Here is a 15,527-nt window from a genome sequence, read left to right on the forward strand (position 1 = left end):
AGCGCATGCCGTAAATTACAAATGCCGCCAGCTTCCGTCACGAAAGACGACCTCCGGGAAAATTGAGAAAAACCGGAATAAAAGAAAGAAGGGGGCGAACCGGACAGCACAGCAAGAAGCGTCTCCCGGAAAACGTGGAAAAACACGGGCGGGCTCACCCTGACGCGCTACCCCCACCAAGACGCGGATGTCCCGGAAAGGCGGCGCATTTTAAGCTTCCCATTGACGGGCGCCTTATTAAAGTAGTCCGCATGAGCACACGATGGACCACCGCCAGGGAATATACGGATATCAAGTATGAGACAACGGACGACGGCAGCATCGCAAAAATCACGATCAACCGCCCCCACGTCCGCAACGCGTTCCGTCCCCAGACCGTGCACGAAATGCTCAACGCCCTCAACGCCGCGCATGAAGATCCCAAGGTGGGCGTGGTCATCCTGACCGGGGAAGGCCCGGACGCCTTCTGTTCCGGAGGCGACCAGAAAGTGCGCGGAAACGCCGGCTACATCGGGGAAGACGGCGTGCCCCGCCTGAACATCCTGGACGTTCAGCGCACCATCCGCACGATGCCCAAGCCCGTCGTCGCCATGGTGGCCGGCTACGCTATCGGCGGAGGCCACGTCCTCCATGTCGTCTGTGATCTCACCATCGCCGCGGACAACGCCAAATTCGGCCAGACAGGGCCGAAGGTGGGCTCCTTTGACGGCGGACTCGGTTCTTCCTACCTGGCGCGCATCGTGGGTCAGAAAAAGGCGCGGGAAATCTGGTACCTGTGCAGGCAGTATGATGCGCAGCAGGCGCTGGACATGGGACTGGTCAACACCGTGGTTCCCCTGGAGAAGCTGGAAGAGGAAACACTTTCCTGGTGCCGCCAGATGCTCCGGCACAGTCCCCTGGCGCTCCGCTGCCTGAAAGCCTCCCTGAACGCGGACTGCGACGGGCAGATGGGCCTGCTGGACCTGGCCGGAAACGCCACCCTGCTCTACTACATGAGCGAGGAAGCCAAGGAAGGCAAAAACGCTTTCGTGGAAAAGCGCGCTCCGGATTTCTCCAAATTCCCCAGGCTCCCGTAATTCCCCAGCACCATGTCCCCCTCCTCCGACAACGAAAATTCCCTCCGGAACGATTCCAACAGCAGGGAAGCCCTGCGCGGCCTGCCGGAACATGAAAACATCGTGGAACATTTCTACGATCCGGAGGAGCAGGCCGGCGAGGAGAAGCCCGTTCGTGAAAAAACGCCTTTTTCCCTGATCGGCAATCTTATTTTCCTGTTCACCATCGCCATTCTGGCGGCTATTTCCTGGCTGGTTTATTCCTCCTGGTGCCCGCAGAACACGGCTGACCTGCCCGGTTTCCGCCAAAAGGAGAACGCCCCGGACATCCCCAAAATCCTGAAGCAGGCCATCAACAGGGACGCCTCCGTTTCCTTTTCGGAAGAAGACATCAACCGCTACCTGGCTTCTTCCGTCCGCCCCCAGCAACACGGGGTCATGGCCATCTTCGCCACCAATCCGGCCGTAGGCGTCCGGCTGCACGGCGGCAAGACACAGCCGGACGGCACGGTGGGGGAAGGCTGCATGGAAATCATCATTGAACGTTATACGGGCATCGAATCCCGCCAGACGATTTCCCTGTTCCTGACACCCTTCCAGTCCATGGACCCGCACAACTACATGGCAGTGCAGACCCGCTTTGAATTCTACAATGACGAGACCCTGCCGGGGGGCATCCATGTGGGGGGCACCATCGGCAGCATTTCCGTTCCCCAGGGCTACATGATCTTTCTCCTTCCCGCGTTTGAAAACCTGCTCCAGGCCTACCTGCCGCTCGTCCACATGATCGAGGAAAGCGGCATGGGCATCCACATCAGTGAAGGAAGGCTGAACCTGACGCCCCCGCAAAAACGCACGCTTTAACGGAGAGGTCGCAGGATTATTAAAGTTACTAAATACTAAATATCAAAGACTAATTTAAACTTTCGTCTTTAATATTCCGTATCTAGTCTTTTTCCAGATCCCGGACCATCAGGGTCATGTATTCTTCCGGCCAGGAATGGATAATCTGGCCCGCGTCATTGAAAACCGCCACCAGGCGAATGGAATCCCGGCCGTCCGAAAGCACCAGCACGGTTTCATCCTCTTCAAAATCGTACCTGGGTTTTCCCAGCTTGAATGCCGCATTTCTCTGATCCGTTTTCAACCAGGAGCGCGCCTGTTCCATCGTCAGTCCCCGCAGGGAGCGGGCATTCCTGAAAACACGCCGCGCCGCATTCATGGCCTCAGGGGTGGAGACCACCATGCCGTCCCGGAACGGACGGGTTGCCCACATGCGGTCAATATCCCGGTCCAGAGCGCCGCCCATTCCTCCGGAAAGGAGAAATACCGCTGCCGGCCAGATCAAAAGAACGGATACTACCCATATCGTCAGACGTTTACGGCTTTTGGAAAGCGCTGCAATGCCCTGGGCGATCTTCCCCCATTTTTCCACCAGCTCTTCATCCGCCTGCCCGAACAGGAAGTTCACCTGCCTGGGTTCAATGCCGTTCCGCAGTTCCGCCACCGTCTTTCCCCTTTCCGGGGCCAGGTCTTCCAGTGTGGGGCCTCCCTTCACAAAATGATGGAAGATTTTAGGCCACAGCACGGGGATGACCGCAAACCGGATCGTAAGCAGAACCAAGCTGCCCACCAGGCAACCGCTTACGAACAGCACGTCAAACGAGCGGCTGAAAAAATAGTCCGGATTCCACATCCAGATAAAAGGCGCGGCCAGATAAATCCCCAGGGCAAACAGGCACCACGACCACACCACGGCTGAAAAACGGCTGACCGCCACGATCACACCCAGCAGAAACAAAAAGGCGCCCACGGCAATTCCCCACGGGAATGTTCCGTAAATGGCGGACAGAAAAGCCAGAATCATCAACGCCATACCCACGGGCTGCCGAACTTTTTGCATATCCGGACCCTAGCACAAGCTCTTGAAGGCATCAAGAAGGGAAGCCGCCGCAGTCACACAGGGGCGCACTCTTTCACTTCCTGTGACCTTATTTCAACCAGCCGTATTCCATGATGAGGGCCGCTTCCACTTCCGCGTTTTTAGCGGCTTCCGAATCCAGATCGTGGTAGATTGCCTGAAGATCCTTGCGCTGCTGCAAGTATTCCTCCCCGGAAAAAGCCAGGCGCTTTTTCAGGAAAGCGGCTTTCTTCCTGTAGTAGGACTGCCAGCTTTCAAATTCATCACGGCTCTTGATCAGAGCCTCCACCTTCTCCCGGCGCTCCACCAGGCGCATGCGCATTTTCTTTTCCAAGATTTTATGATTCTCACGCGCATTCCGGTACTGGTTCCACACATCCAGGCGCGTATCCAGCTGCTCCTTCAGGCTCATGTTGACCTGCATGTCTCCAGCCCCGGCAAAGAAGCCGGAATAAGTGCCGCCTGATCCGGAGAAAAGGGAAGGACTGTAAAAGTTGATGTCCATGGATGGGAAGAAACGCATCTTGACGTTCAGCACGCTCAGGCGGGACGCCTCCAGTTCCATCGCCATGATGGAGACTACCAGAAAATCCAGCTTGCGGCAGGCTTTGCGGTAAGCTGCCCAACTGATGCGCGGCACCGTGGAGGGTTCCACGAACCACCGGGCGCTCATGTCCCCGAATAACGCGACAAACGCCTTGGAGATGTCCTTTCTGGTTTTCTCCCATTCCCGGTCAGCCTTGGCCCGCTGGGTACCGTCGTCGTCAAAGGGAATGCTATCCAGGGCATTCTGGCGGGAACGCAGCGCGTTATCATATAAAAGCACCTGGCGGTAAAGCTGGGAAACCAGCTCTCTTTTCTTCATTTCCAGCATATTCCTGGAGGCATATACGGAAGCCTTGGCGGAATAATAGTCAAAGGGGACCTGGGTGAGGGACGGCATGTTGAAGAGAATGTTGGTATGGTATTCCATGTCCCGCGCGCTCATGCTGGACAGGCCGCTGATGTCCCGGGTCATCATCAGGTCCAGATTTACTCCGGGAATGATCTGAGTAAATACCCTTTTTACGGACCACTCCGCCTGCTGGAGATTCAGCTGTGATTCCTTCAGCTCCAAATTATTGTCCATCATCATCTTGATGGCTGCATCCCAGGAGATGGTGCGCTCCGGCAGCTGCTCCCAGCGAGGCTCCGCATCAATCTGCTTCATCATCTCCCTGGTCTTCTCCTCCATATGGCGATTCACGGAACATGACGCCGGCAGCAAAAAGAGGAAACACAAGAAACTTATGCTCAGCCACTGCCGGACGGCAGCCATCGGCAGCGGAACCGTGCCGGCCGGGTGTAACAGAGGAGCCATAAATCTTCCGGGGATTTTTACGGCACCCTTTCAAAAGTCAAGCCATAAAGCATTCCGCACGCCTCACTGCGCAAGCTTGAAAGATCAAAAGAATTTCATGATTGACGGGTACGATAAAAACAGATAGCCTACTTTAAAGTTCAATATTCGTTTATGACCACTTCGTCCCGCAACCGCACCATTGCCTTTCTCTCCCTCACTGCTGTAGCCATCGGCTTCATTTCCTGCGGCGGCAGCGGAACAGATGGTTCCTCCCAGCTGGGCGTGGGGCAGGTTCTCGTGCTTTCATCCAATCCGGAATATGAAAACTTGCCTGAAGGAGATGCTTTCCGTCATGCCTTCACCCTTTTCGCCACCGGAACCGGCACCGATACCATGCCGCTCCTGTTCAACAACACGACTACCAGTATCCCCACCTCCACCGGAGGCGCCGGAAACGGCAATCCCACAATAGTCATCTTCCGCAGAAACGGCACGTCCGGCACCCTTTCCACCAGCGCTACCGTTTCCTCAAACGTCATCACGCGTCCCGGCCCGGTCCAGAGCTATGAGTTCGTACAGGTGTCCATCAACAGTACGCTGACTTTTGACACCGCCGACGATCCCTACAACAAAATTGTCACTGGTACGGCCAAATACCGCCTTATAACCCAGGGCAGCACCAATTCCTCCAATCCTGGCAAATTCGACACAGGAGAAACCTTTCTGGACGGAGGCACCGTGACCATTTATCCGTCTGCGGACTATGTCGGCAAATAACCAGTGAGATTGAAAATCCACCGTTCAGCGGGCCGCGTTCCTTCCGGATTCCCTGCCTTGACAGGGTGGATCGCGGGAATAGCGGCCTTTTTTTGCATCCCGGCCCTCGCCCGGGCGGAGGAAACTCCCGCCCCTGCACTGCAGGAGGCTGTACCGGCTGTCCGCGTCTTCATCATGCAGATGCAGGCCCAGATCACGCCCGAACGCATCCGCACCTTCGTCATGCCGGCCGCCGGGCATGTCAACAACTGGTTGCCTGACAGAACCCGGGAACAAAAAGACGCCATCATCGCCACCGTGAATGAGGAGGATATGGAACTCAAGCGGAAGGAGCTTGAAATCCAGATTCTGAAGGACAAGACGGCCAAGCGGGATGAAATCGTGGCTCTCCGGAAACAACTGGAGGAAATCAATTTCTATGCGGGGCTGACACCGGAGGAAAAACGCTGGCACGACAAAAAGAACCCCTCCGACAAGGAAGCCGTCCAATCCCTCAAGGAAAAAATCTCCCTGGCGGAAAAGGAGCTGGAACTCATCGACATCAAACCCCGCCGGGACTTTGAAAAAGAGGAGGAAAATTACGTGCTCCGCATGCCTTTTGACGGCAGGCTGCAATACCAGTTCACCCTGCCGGCGGACGAAGCACAGCCTGTTTACCTGGAACCTTCCACCCCCATCGCCACCGTTTGTGACGACTCCGCCTACTACATCACCGTTTCCATCTCCAACCCGGACCTGACGCGTCTGGATCCCTCCACCCTGCGGGTGGAGATTCCCCTGGCCAACGGAGGCTCCATGTCCGGAATCTTTTCCCACAAGAGGGTGGAGAAAAACCCGTCCACCGGGGGCAACATCCTGGCCTATTTCTTCAAACTTCCGCCTGCGCAGCACGACGATGCCCACGGCATGATCGGCTCCAACTGCACCGCCCGGCTGTACTACGTCCCCAACACGCCGGTCATTCTTCTGGATAAAATGGCTCTTGCCTCTTCTCCCGCGGCCAAAACCAGCGCATCCTGGCAGGAGCTTTTGGAAGCCGTCCATCCGGAATATGAACTCATCCTGGAAGGGGAAAGCCAACTGATAGCCCGCAAAAAATGAAACTCGTTTGTGAGGCTGTCTGTTTCGGCTACACGAAAGGAAGCCTGATTTTTGACAACTATTCACGCACCTTCCGTTCCGGCATCACCATCCTGAAGGGATATTCCGGCTGCGGAAAAACCACGCTGCTCAAAATCCTGGCCGGCTATCTCCATATCCGTTCGGGACGCATCGTCACTCCGCACGGCGTCCCCCTTTCCAACACAAAATACCGTAGGAAAGAAGTCAGCTACATGTTCCAGGGCATCAACCTGCTGCCCCTGGCCAGCGTGGAACGCAATCTCCAGCTGTGTGCGGAAATGGCCATGCTGCCCAAAAGGGAATGGAAGGAACGGTCCTCCCGGCTGATTGAACAACTGGGCCTGGGCGACCTGCGCCACAAAAAGGCCGGAACGCTCTCCGGAGGACAGGCCCAGCGCGCAGCCCTTGCCAGAACCTTGATGAAAGACTCTTCCATCCTCCTGCTGGATGAACCCACTTCAGGACTTGACGATACCAACACAGGCATCATCAAGGATCTCATCGCCACCCAAACGGCTGATAAAATCTGCATTGTCAGCACGCACGATTCCCGGCTTCTGGATATAGCCCATGAAATCATTGATTTTAACGCTCCTGTATCTCTTTAAGGATACGCTGCACCGCTGGAAGGAACGTCCTGCCAGTCCGCTTTCCCGCGTACTGGTTTCTTTTTTCCTTTCCCTGTGCGCCCTGTCCTTCCTGGCCAACTACGTGCTTTCCACTAAGATGCTTCAGGATGAAATCAGGCAGAGCGGGGGGGACCTCATCATCGCCTATGACGTAAACCCGGATGGGAAACCGCCCCTGGAAACCCTTCTTCAGCAACACCTCCCCCGGCTCCACTCCTGCAATGTACTAACATTGAAACAGGCAGCCTCCGCCACACTGGGAAAAGTCAATTACCCGATTGTGGAATACAGCATTGCCGCGTATGGCCAGTTGAAGGACCTGCCCATCAACCGACACCCCAGACTGCTGCTTTTCGGGCTCAAGCAGGAACGGGAGCAGGAAGGACCCCGTACCATCCAGATGAACCAGTTCTCCTTTCCCATCCACGCCTGCCATCTGCCGGAACACCACGTTCTGGGAAAGGTCTTTCCTCAGGGGCTCATCATCGTTCCGTCGGGAACGTTTTCCTCCCAGGGCGCCCTTGGCAAAAGCGGAACCAACATTTACATCATCCAGGCCACGGAAATGACCTCCGCCTTGATTTCCGTCATTGAAAACACCCTGAACAACCTGGTACGCCTGGACCAGCGCTTTACCTCCATCCGCAGTACCGCCCCCATCCTCCGCAGGCTGGATATCCTGATGGGCAACCAGGCGGAATGCCGCGCCGCCTTTTCCATCGGCATCGCCGTGATTGTGGGCATTCTGCTGACGGCCCTGGCTTCCATGGAATTCCAGCAGAATGAATACGTTTACACCTTGATGAAAAGTTTCGGCGTGCGTCCGGTTTTTCTGGTTCTCAACTTCATTATGGAAAACATTTTCCTGGTGGGGGGAGCATTCATCGCCGCCGTCTTCTGTTTCATGAAAACGCAGAAAATCGTGCTGGGGGAATTCTTCAAACTTCATAACACCTCCCTCTCCCTCCAGGACATCATGCCGGACCTCACTCTTCTGGGCATCTCCCTCTTCATTTGCGTGCTGGTTTCCTCCATTCCCATCATCATTTCCGCCAACCGGCAGATCGGGAAAGTGCTTAAATAGCAAAAAACCATGGACGGGGAGGTTTTCTGTTGACGCACGCAGGGAGTCTGCTAACATGCGCCATAATCATTCTTCTATGGAACCCAAATCTTTTCCCATTTTCCGTACATCCTTTTATTCCCTGCTTATCGGCGCCGGGCTTGCTTCTTGCGGAGGCAGCGGCAATAGTGGGGAGACAGGAGAATCCCTCGTCGGCAAAGTCTACAACATCGTCATTCAAACGGGCAATCTGCCTGAAGCAGCTCAAACGGCTCTTGCGGAAACCGGCATCGGCGGTTTTGTGATGACTCCCTCTTCCGTAATGACGGGTACGCTGACAAGCTCTACGGGCAATATCAGCAACGGCGGTTATATATCCTATTATTACCAGAAAACGGGCACGGATACAGCATCTTTGAAACTCTACTACACGGTAAAAAAACGTACGAACCTTCTTGGCGTTGGAGGTCTTGTCCAAAACTCCTATAACATGCATCTGACCTGGAACGAGCTGAAATACGGAAACAACGGAACGCATGCGGAAGGAGACTGCATCATCAACATTCCCCAGGCTGCCGTAGAATTTCCGCACGCCGTTCCTCCGCAGGCAAATCCCTTTGCCAACAACGCAGCTGTATCCCCCTCCACAATCACGATCAGTGACGCCAACTCTGTTGCTCCCACAAATTAGAAAAAAAGATTTTCCTTTCAGATATAAGGAGCTGTTCCAGATACATCTGGGGCAGCTCCTTTTTCAATCAGGCAAAATATTGCCCCGCTTCCCCCAATCCTCTCTGGCGAAAACTTCCCTGCACCATAACTCTCCCTGAATCCGGCAACATAAAAAACGGGAACATTCCACGAATGTTCCCGTCATCTTACAGCCTGAGTTACAGACTAAGCGTTCTCTTTTTTACTCAGTTGGCATAAGTAACAGTACCGGCAGCCCCGCTCACGGGACCCATCGCCTCTGTATCCCAGTCAAACATGGAGCCGTTCCACGGACCTACGGTTCCCGTACCCTGATGGGCGGACGGCAACTTGATTTCAGTCATCGTGAGGTTGTTCTTGAAACTGTAAATGGGATTGGGAATTATTTCCTTCCAAATCAGAGTAAGACTCTTGATGGTTTTGGCATCGGCATTATACCCGTAAACCTGATACTGACTGGTCAGGTTCGGGGCAGTATCGTTATTCCCGGAACCGGAGTCTTCCCGCCATCCATTATCATAAATAACGCAGAAAAAATTGTTGGAAAATTCGTTCACCTTGAAAACCAGGTCTCGGGTGCCCGTCAGAGCAAAAGCAATATCAAGATCGGAAGGCAGCGTCACCATGGTCTCGGAATCGCCCGCTCCTCCACAGCCAGACAACGCCAGCGAGAGAGCAGCGCCAAGGACAGAAACACTAGAAACGAGAAGATGTTTGGTATCCATAAAAAGAAGTATTGGGCAGATTCTAACAGTACTGTATCTACCGTCAACAAAAATCCTCCCAAAAGATACCTCCTCCTCTAACTCCATAAGCCGCAGAACGGCGTTCCACCCCGGCAGACGCGTTTTTTACCTGACTTTTTCCAAACGCCGCTTGAGCACACGGCCCGTGATGAAGAGGGGAACCGCTCCCATCAGGAACAGCAGCAGGGAATCCTTCCAGGGAGTGGGCACCGTGCCTTCGTCCGCGCTGTAGCCGGGATCGTCCGGAGCCTTGCCGCTGTTGCCCCACGGCAGGGGCTGTCTGCGCGCCAGGAAAATTTCCGGACGGTCCAGCGTATCCCGGCTGACGCGCTGGATTTCCGCGGATTCATCCAGCATCACGATGCGGTCATTGACATAAAAGGATTTAACGGAGGGCTTGCCCTTCCCCTGCCGTTCCAATTCAGCGATCACCTGCCTGTAATTTTTCTCATAGCCGTTGACCGCCGCCCTCCGGACCTGGCGCACGGCAGCCTTGGCCTGCTCCGGATCATCCGCCCCAATGGCGGCAATATGGAGCAGCGCCATCTTGAGCAGCTTGAATTCTTCAAATTCCCGGTTGTCCAGGTGGGGACGCGCCTTGAGATCATCCACTTTCTCCTGAATGATTTCACGCTCCCTTTCCCAGACGTTCTTGGAAGCCTGGTCCACCACCATCGTTTCAAAGGAGTAGCGCAAGGGGCAGAATTCCGCCACCAGAGGCACGCGGCCAGGTTTAAGGCGTCCATGCTCATCCGTACGGTGGGCGGACCATGGGATAAACTGGTTCATTTCATCAAAATGGACGATGGCTCCGGCCATCAGAATCTGGGGAATCAGCAGCAGGGGCACCATATTGAGCGCCGCCCGCTCCGTTTTCGCGAAGACGGAAACCAGCAGGGACAGGCTTACGCCGATGAAGGCCGTCAGGGTCATGGTTCCCAGATAGATCAGGAACATTTCATGGATTTCCAGAATGGCGTTCCCCACCCACAGGAACAGGGCGGACTGAACGGCGGAAAGACCGGTAAGCACCAGCGCCTTGGCAAGAACGTAACCGGTCACAAATACCTTGGCGTTGCTCTCCCGCTTGAGCAGGGCGCGGTCCTTGAGCACTTCACTGGCCGCCCCGGTCAGGCCGAAGAACATGGCCACGATGGTCGCCAGGAACAGGTAGGAAGGAATGTGAAGGGCCGTGGCAAAGGTGTATTCCGGACTGGAAGAGGCGCGCAGGGTCAGGGAAATCAGCAGGGCCAGCACCGGCCCTTCCAGCAGCATGGTATACAGCCCCATGCGGCTCCGCACGCGCCCCAGGAAAGTACGCACGGCCCAGATGCGGAAGAGCCGCCAGAGCTGCATTACGCTGCGTTTGGGGGCAGGAGGAAATTCCAGCGTTCCTTCATACAGGGTCCTGGGGCCGCCGCCTTCATGGTGATGCCCCATGACGTTGCGGAACCGGTAGCCTTCAAAGCGCTCCTGCCACAACCGGGGATGCTGGCGCCTGCGGCGGTCATGCCAGGAAAGGGGGGCTTCCAGCACTTCAAACACGTAATCCGCGCCTCCGGCCGTCCGCGCCTCCTCGGAAACGTCAATAACCATGTCCACGGCCGCCTTCCGGAAATACCGCATCATGCCCGGCACGTCCCCCCAGTAGGCCATCTGGCCGCCGTGGTCCAGCACCAACACCTTGTGAAACTGGTTCAGGATGGCCGTGCTGGGCCGGTGCATGGTGGCGATCACCATCTTGTCGCGGCTCATGTTCTGCATGGTCTGCATAACCAGCTTGGCGTCCGAGGTGGAAAGGCCGCTGATGGGCTCGTCCAGCAGGAAAACATCCGCTATGCCCGCCAGGTCCAGCCCCAGGTTCAGGCGCGTGCGCTCCCCGTCGGAAATGGTGCGCGCATTCATCTCTCCCACACGGCGGGAAGCGATGTGCGTAAGCCCCAGGAACTTCAGGATGGCGTTCACGCGCCGCGCACGTTCCGACCGGGTCAGGCGCGGACGGCGTATGATGGTGGCCTGGGAGATATGCTCTGAAACGCTCATGGCCGCATCCAGAATATCCTCCCGCGGAATAAAGGCGATGTAGGGCCGGATGAGGTCCGGGTCACTGTACAGAAGCTGGTTGTTGTAACGGATGCAGCCGCGCGTAGGCGGCAGATGCCCGGCCAGCATGGACAGCAGCGTGCTTTTTCCTGACCCGCTGGGCCCCAGGATGCACACCATCTCTCCGCGCTTTACGCTCAGGTCAATGTTGTCCAGCACGCGGCCGGAGCGCATGAATTCCTTGGTCACTCCCTCCACGCTGAGCGTTCTGATGGCGTGGTATTCTTCATCCAGCACCCCGGCGGAAAAACGGCAGCGCAGCGCGTGGTAGGCGTTCAGGTGGACCACATCCCCGTCGCGCAGGGATATTCTCCCTTTCACGGGCCTGCCGTTGAGCAGCAGGGGCATGGAGGCCTCCACCACTTCCAGCCAACCGGAATTGGTGGCGCTGGAAAAAGAAACTTCCAGAACCGCTCCCGGGGCCAGCCCCGGCGTCAGCAGCATGTCCCCCTTGCGCGCCTTTTCCGGCAGATTGGTTACGCGCAGCTTGCGGGTGCCGGGGTCCAGGCGGAAGCGGCGCCCGATGTCAGACATGGAATTCTGCACCTCTCCCATGGAAAAGGGCCCCTCCCCGTCCAGCGTGAAGGAGGAATAATAGGCCATGCGTACGTTTTCGCCGGGGTACAGGCGCCGGCCGTCCACGGCGAACTCCACCTCCGGCCTCAGCACCTCCACCTCACACGCCAGCCCCATGTTCACACGCACCTCGCTGGCCCGTGAACGGACACGGCTGATCTGAAGGGCGCCGTTATCCAGGGAAATGTAGCATACCTCCTGCTTTCCGGAGCGCTTGCAGTCCAAGAAAAACGCGAAGTCCTCAAAACTCAGCGGCCCGGACGGCAGCAGTACCACCTGTCCGTTGGTCAGCGGCATCACGCCGCCGGGAGCCAGATGGCGGCCGCGCACCACAATGGACCGGGAGCCGTCATTGACCACCAGCACCAGGCGGGAACACCGGACCAGGCGGAAGGAAATGCCCTTGTCCTGTTCCGGCAGGGAGACCTCCGCACCGATGCCCGCGGAAAAACTGACGCTGTAAGCCGGTTCCTGGGCTTCCACGTCCGGCGTCATCAGAAGCTGCCTCAAATGGTTTGCCGTACCCGGCAGTTCCAGGCCATACGTCACCTGGTCAAACAACTCTCCGGTCATGCGGGGATCCCCCGTATTGATCAGCAGGGAGAGCACTTCCAGGGCAATCGCCATGCGCTCCGTTTCATCCCTGCCGGAAGCGGCGGAAGCCAGCACGTCCGCCATCGTCAGATTGGCCCGCATGGAACGCTCAAAACGGTTGGAAAGCCAGCGGTGCTCCACCTCCGGGAAAGTATAACGCAGAATATCCAGCGCGGCATCCGCGTCACGGGCGCTCAAATGGCGGCGGCCGCTCAGAATCGTGGCAAACAGGTCCACCAGCGTGCCGGCATGCACTTTCATGGAACCGTCGTCCCGGCGCAGCCACGGCACGTAGGCGCCCAGCGTCTTGACGAGGTTCAGCCTCCAGTGAATCAGCTTGGAGGGTATGTCGAAAAACCATCGGATCATGCCAGGAAACGCGTTGCCGGAACCAGTAGTACAGGGATTCCCCTCCCACCTCAAGCGCAACCGGAATTTCACGGAGAAATGACAATATTTTCTACACCTTTATCTTGCAATAGGTCCCGAGGAAGTATAGTTCTGTCCAATGTTCATGCTTTCCACGAGAAAGCGAGCCAAATACATCAACATTATCACAACATGGATATCTTAGTTTCTACTCTTTGTGACTTCGCCGCCGACTACCAGGGCAAGCTTTGCATCCAGGGCGGTTTTGACTCCCTGGTCGCCCGTCAGTTCCCGGTCGTTCATCCCGTCTGCGCCGTTGCGCTTCGCATCTGCCTCACCCCTGAAGACGAAGGCACCCACGAACTGGGACTGAGCATCGTTGACGCCGACGGCACGCCGCTGGACAAGGAACGCATGCCCATCAAGATCAACTTCCCGGTGCCCGCTTTCCCGGAAGGCGCTTCCTTCTTTACCCGCAACCTGATCATGAACTTCCAGGGCCTGCGCTTTGAAAAGCCGGGCAACTACTCCATCGACCTGACGGTTGACGGCGAACTGGCTTCCCGCGTGCCTTTCCGCGTGGTGCAGGTGCAGGAAGAAGCTTCCCAGGCTTAATCCATCTCCTTTTCATCAAACCGCCTGCCGTTCATCCGGCAGGCGGTTTTTTATTAGGGCAAATGGAGAAAACTTCTCTCTGTCCGGAACACGGAAGATAGAACCTTCCGGTTCCCTGCCACAGGGAACCAGTTGCCCCATGAAGCTTCCCTTCTGGGAACGAAAGCCTCCCGGCCTTCGTACTAAAAATACTGCGAAGCGAAGCGGAGACTAATCTTACTATATGCCGGGTTCATGCAATGATGAGGGGCGGGAGCCCCTCATTCCCAGGAGCACGCTAACGCCCATCCTACGAGGATGAGTATTGCGGGGTGAAAGAAGAAACATCCCGGTACCATGCCGCCATGAAGACCGATTGGCTCACGAAGCCTCCACCTGGGAACGGAGGCTTCCCGGCCTTCGTACTAAAAAACTGCGAAGCAAAGCGGAGGCCGATCTTACTGTATGTTGGTTGCATGTAATGATGAGGGGCCGGAGCCCCTCCTTCCCAGGGGCACGCTGGCGCCTATCCTCCGGGGATGAAAACAGCACGGCGGACGCAGTTCTCTTTTCCCTTGGGAAAGAAAAGGGTAGCTTCCATTTTTTGCGTTCTCCACCCCCCTTTTTCATTGCGGTTCCGCACCGGATTGACCATGATACGGGCTGCTCCAAACCACTATGTCCCCCTCACGCCTCCAGTACGACAGGATTATCATTACGGGCGCCTCGTCCGGCTTCGGGGAAGCCTTTGCCGGAACGCTGGCTGCGCATGCGGCGGAGCTGGTGCTCATTGCCCGGAAGGAAGACGCCCTGAGGCGGCTGGCCGCCACCCTGGAAGAAGAGCATCCCGGCCTGCGTGCCACCGTCTTCCCCTGCGACCTAGCGGACGAAGCCTCCCTGGACACGCTCCTTTCCCATCTGGCCGCGCTTCCTCCGGCCAATACCCTGCTGATCAACAATGCGGGGGCCGGGGATTATGGAGAATTCGCAGACGGACGCTGGGAAAAAATACGCGCGCTGCTGCGGCTGAACGTGGAAAGCCTCACCCGCCTGTGCCACGCCCTGATACCCGGCATGAAGCGGAACGGAGGAGACATCATCAACATCAGCTCCCTGGGAGCCCTCCTTCCCATCCCCGACTTTGCCGTTTACGCGGCCACCAAGGCCTATGTTTCCAGCCTGTCGGAAGCGCTGCGGCTGGAACTGCGCGAACACGGCATCCGCGTGCTGGCCGTCTGCCCCGGTCCGGTTTCCACGGGCTTCGGGAAAGCGGCGCGCCGGCCCGGCTTTACCGGAAACATGATGCCGGGCAGAAACGCGTTTGACACCTCCATTGAAACCGTCGTGAAAGACAGCCTCCGCGCCCTGTCCCGCGGACGCGCCCGGGTGTTCCCCGGCATGAAAATACGGCTGGCGGCCCTGCTGCTGAACATCGCCCCCCTGGACCTGATCCGCTTTTTCATGGGCAGGCGCCCCCGGAAAGTCCAGGCCGTACCCAATGATTCCCCCTCTTCTGCATCATGAAAGCCCACCGCCGCGGAATACCCTGCTTCACCTGGTTCAAGCTTGCCGTCTGCCTCTGCCTGGCGGCCATGGCGGCCTCCCTGTTCACGCCGTACCCGGCCCAGATCATCCGCGCCCTGAAAGGGGAGCCGGAACAGGAACCGTCAGATTCCGGCGCCTATCCGCCGCAGGAATCCCGCCCTGTGGAGCAGCCGGGCCAGGAGCAGCCCGCCATTCCCTCCATGCCCGGAAAGGAATTGGAAGATTCCCGGCTGACTACCCCCTGGACTCCGGAACGCACCATCGCCCTTCCCCCGGTGCAGTACCCGCCCGTGCCCCCCGGTCTGCCCCCCCAACCCCGAGTGGGCGGCACGTCCGAAATAGTCGCACCGGGGCGGGGGCAGGAACTGGAGAACCCGGGG

Annotated in this window: 13 protein-coding genes and 1 pseudogene; 10 read left to right on the plus strand and 4 right to left on the minus strand. The window is 57.2% G+C overall.

Features of this window, described 5'->3' with window-relative positions; genetic code table 11:
• Window positions 1-251: 251 nt before the first annotated feature.
• Complete coding sequence (gene menB / locus LIO64_RS11115) at window positions 252-1,076, plus strand: 1,4-dihydroxy-2-naphthoyl-CoA synthase (protein WP_290549515.1); 825 nt, start codon at window positions 252-254, stop codon at window positions 1,074-1,076.
• Window positions 1,077-1,088: 12 nt separating this feature from the next.
• Window positions 1,089-1,919 (plus strand): hypothetical protein, encoded by an 831-nt coding sequence (locus LIO64_RS11120; protein ID WP_290549516.1) that lies wholly within the window; start codon window positions 1,089-1,091, stop codon window positions 1,917-1,919.
• Window positions 1,920-2,001: 82 nt separating this feature from the next.
• On the opposite strand, the gene LIO64_RS11125 is transcribed toward LIO64_RS11120, so the two are convergent.
• The gene (locus LIO64_RS11125) at window positions 2,002-2,958 is read right to left on the minus strand and encodes a hypothetical protein (protein WP_290549517.1); all 957 of its coding nucleotides are present in this window, start codon (window positions 2,956-2,958) and stop codon (window positions 2,002-2,004) included.
• An 88-nt stretch (window positions 2,959-3,046) separates the two neighbouring features.
• Entirely contained in the window at window positions 3,047-4,222 is a 1,176-nt protein-coding gene (locus tag LIO64_RS11130; RefSeq protein ID WP_290549518.1) for a hypothetical protein, read from the minus strand.
• A gap of 267 nt (window positions 4,223-4,489) precedes the next feature.
• Here LIO64_RS11130 and LIO64_RS11135 point away from each other — a divergent pair, with 267 nt between their 5' ends.
• The 5 genes from LIO64_RS11135 (at window position 4,490) to LIO64_RS11155 (ending at window position 8,600) form a co-directional block, all read left to right on the plus strand.
• On the plus strand, window positions 4,490-5,095 hold the full coding sequence (locus LIO64_RS11135) for a hypothetical protein (protein WP_290549519.1): 606 nt from the start codon (window positions 4,490-4,492) through the stop codon (window positions 5,093-5,095).
• Window positions 5,096-5,152: 57 nt separating this feature from the next.
• Complete coding sequence (locus tag LIO64_RS11140) at window positions 5,153-6,196, plus strand: hypothetical protein (protein ID WP_290549520.1); 1,044 nt, start codon at window positions 5,153-5,155, stop codon at window positions 6,194-6,196.
• Complete coding sequence (locus LIO64_RS11145) at window positions 6,193-6,825, plus strand: ATP-binding cassette domain-containing protein (protein ID WP_290549521.1); 633 nt, start codon at window positions 6,193-6,195, stop codon at window positions 6,823-6,825. Before LIO64_RS11140 ends, LIO64_RS11145 begins: the two co-directional genes overlap by 4 nt.
• A complete protein-coding gene (locus tag LIO64_RS11150) occupies window positions 6,788-7,930 on the plus strand; it encodes an FtsX-like permease family protein (protein WP_290549522.1) in 1,143 nt (380 codons plus the stop codon). The genes LIO64_RS11145 and LIO64_RS11150 overlap by 38 nt, the downstream gene beginning before the upstream one ends.
• Window positions 7,931-8,006: 76 nt before the next feature.
• Complete coding sequence (locus tag LIO64_RS11155) at window positions 8,007-8,600, plus strand: hypothetical protein (protein ID WP_290549523.1); 594 nt, start codon at window positions 8,007-8,009, stop codon at window positions 8,598-8,600.
• Window positions 8,601-8,826: 226 nt separating this feature from the next.
• Here the strand turns inward: LIO64_RS11155 and LIO64_RS11160 are convergent, their stop codons facing one another.
• Both LIO64_RS11160 and LIO64_RS11165 read right to left on the minus strand, forming a co-directional pair.
• Window positions 8,827-9,345, minus strand: coding sequence for a hypothetical protein (locus LIO64_RS11160; RefSeq protein ID WP_290549524.1), 519 nt, complete (start codon window positions 9,343-9,345; stop codon window positions 8,827-8,829).
• Between the two features lie 126 nt (window positions 9,346-9,471).
• A complete protein-coding gene (locus LIO64_RS11165) occupies window positions 9,472-13,008 on the minus strand; it encodes an ATP-binding cassette domain-containing protein (RefSeq protein ID WP_290549525.1) in 3,537 nt (1,178 codons plus the stop codon).
• Between the two features lie 192 nt (window positions 13,009-13,200).
• Between LIO64_RS11165 and LIO64_RS11170 the strand changes: the two genes are divergently transcribed.
• The 3 genes and pseudogenes from LIO64_RS11170 to LIO64_RS11180 all read left to right on the plus strand — a co-directional run.
• Window positions 13,201-13,623: a hypothetical protein gene (locus LIO64_RS11170; RefSeq protein WP_290549526.1), complete on the plus strand. Its 423-nt coding sequence runs from the start codon at window positions 13,201-13,203 to the stop codon at window positions 13,621-13,623.
• Between the two features lie 657 nt (window positions 13,624-14,280).
• Window positions 14,281-15,126 (plus strand): SDR family oxidoreductase, encoded by an 846-nt coding sequence (locus tag LIO64_RS11175; RefSeq protein ID WP_290549527.1) that lies wholly within the window; start codon window positions 14,281-14,283, stop codon window positions 15,124-15,126.
• Window positions 15,123-15,527 (plus strand): annotated as a pseudogene (locus LIO64_RS11180) (hypothetical protein); the annotation flags it as partial. The gene LIO64_RS11175 and the pseudogene LIO64_RS11180, both read left to right, overlap by 4 nt.

The sequence above is a fragment of the Akkermansia sp. genome, assembly GCF_020860705.1.
GTDB lineage: Bacteria > Verrucomicrobiota > Verrucomicrobiia > Verrucomicrobiales > Akkermansiaceae > Akkermansia.

Coding starts and splice junctions, on each gene's coding strand:
- menB (WP_290549515.1), top strand. CDS start 252: ATGAGCACACGATGGACCACCGCCAGGGAATATACGGATATCAAGTAT.
- LIO64_RS11120 (WP_290549516.1), top strand. CDS start 1,089: ATGTCCCCCTCCTCCGACAACGAAAATTCCCTCCGGAACGATTCCAAC.
- LIO64_RS11125 (WP_290549517.1), bottom strand. CDS start 2,958: ATGCAAAAAGTTCGGCAGCCCGTGGGTATGGCGTTGATGATTCTGGCT.
- LIO64_RS11135 (WP_290549519.1), top strand. CDS start 4,490: ATGACCACTTCGTCCCGCAACCGCACCATTGCCTTTCTCTCCCTCACT.
- LIO64_RS11145 (WP_290549521.1), top strand. CDS start 6,193: ATGAAACTCGTTTGTGAGGCTGTCTGTTTCGGCTACACGAAAGGAAGC.
- LIO64_RS11150 (WP_290549522.1), top strand. CDS start 6,788: ATGAAATCATTGATTTTAACGCTCCTGTATCTCTTTAAGGATACGCTG.
- LIO64_RS11155 (WP_290549523.1), top strand. CDS start 8,007: ATGGAACCCAAATCTTTTCCCATTTTCCGTACATCCTTTTATTCCCTG.
- LIO64_RS11160 (WP_290549524.1), bottom strand. CDS start 9,345: ATGGATACCAAACATCTTCTCGTTTCTAGTGTTTCTGTCCTTGGCGCT.
- LIO64_RS11165 (WP_290549525.1), bottom strand. CDS start 13,008: ATGATCCGATGGTTTTTCGACATACCCTCCAAGCTGATTCACTGGAGG.
- LIO64_RS11170 (WP_290549526.1), top strand. CDS start 13,201: ATGGATATCTTAGTTTCTACTCTTTGTGACTTCGCCGCCGACTACCAG.
- LIO64_RS11175 (WP_290549527.1), top strand. CDS start 14,281: ATGTCCCCCTCACGCCTCCAGTACGACAGGATTATCATTACGGGCGCC.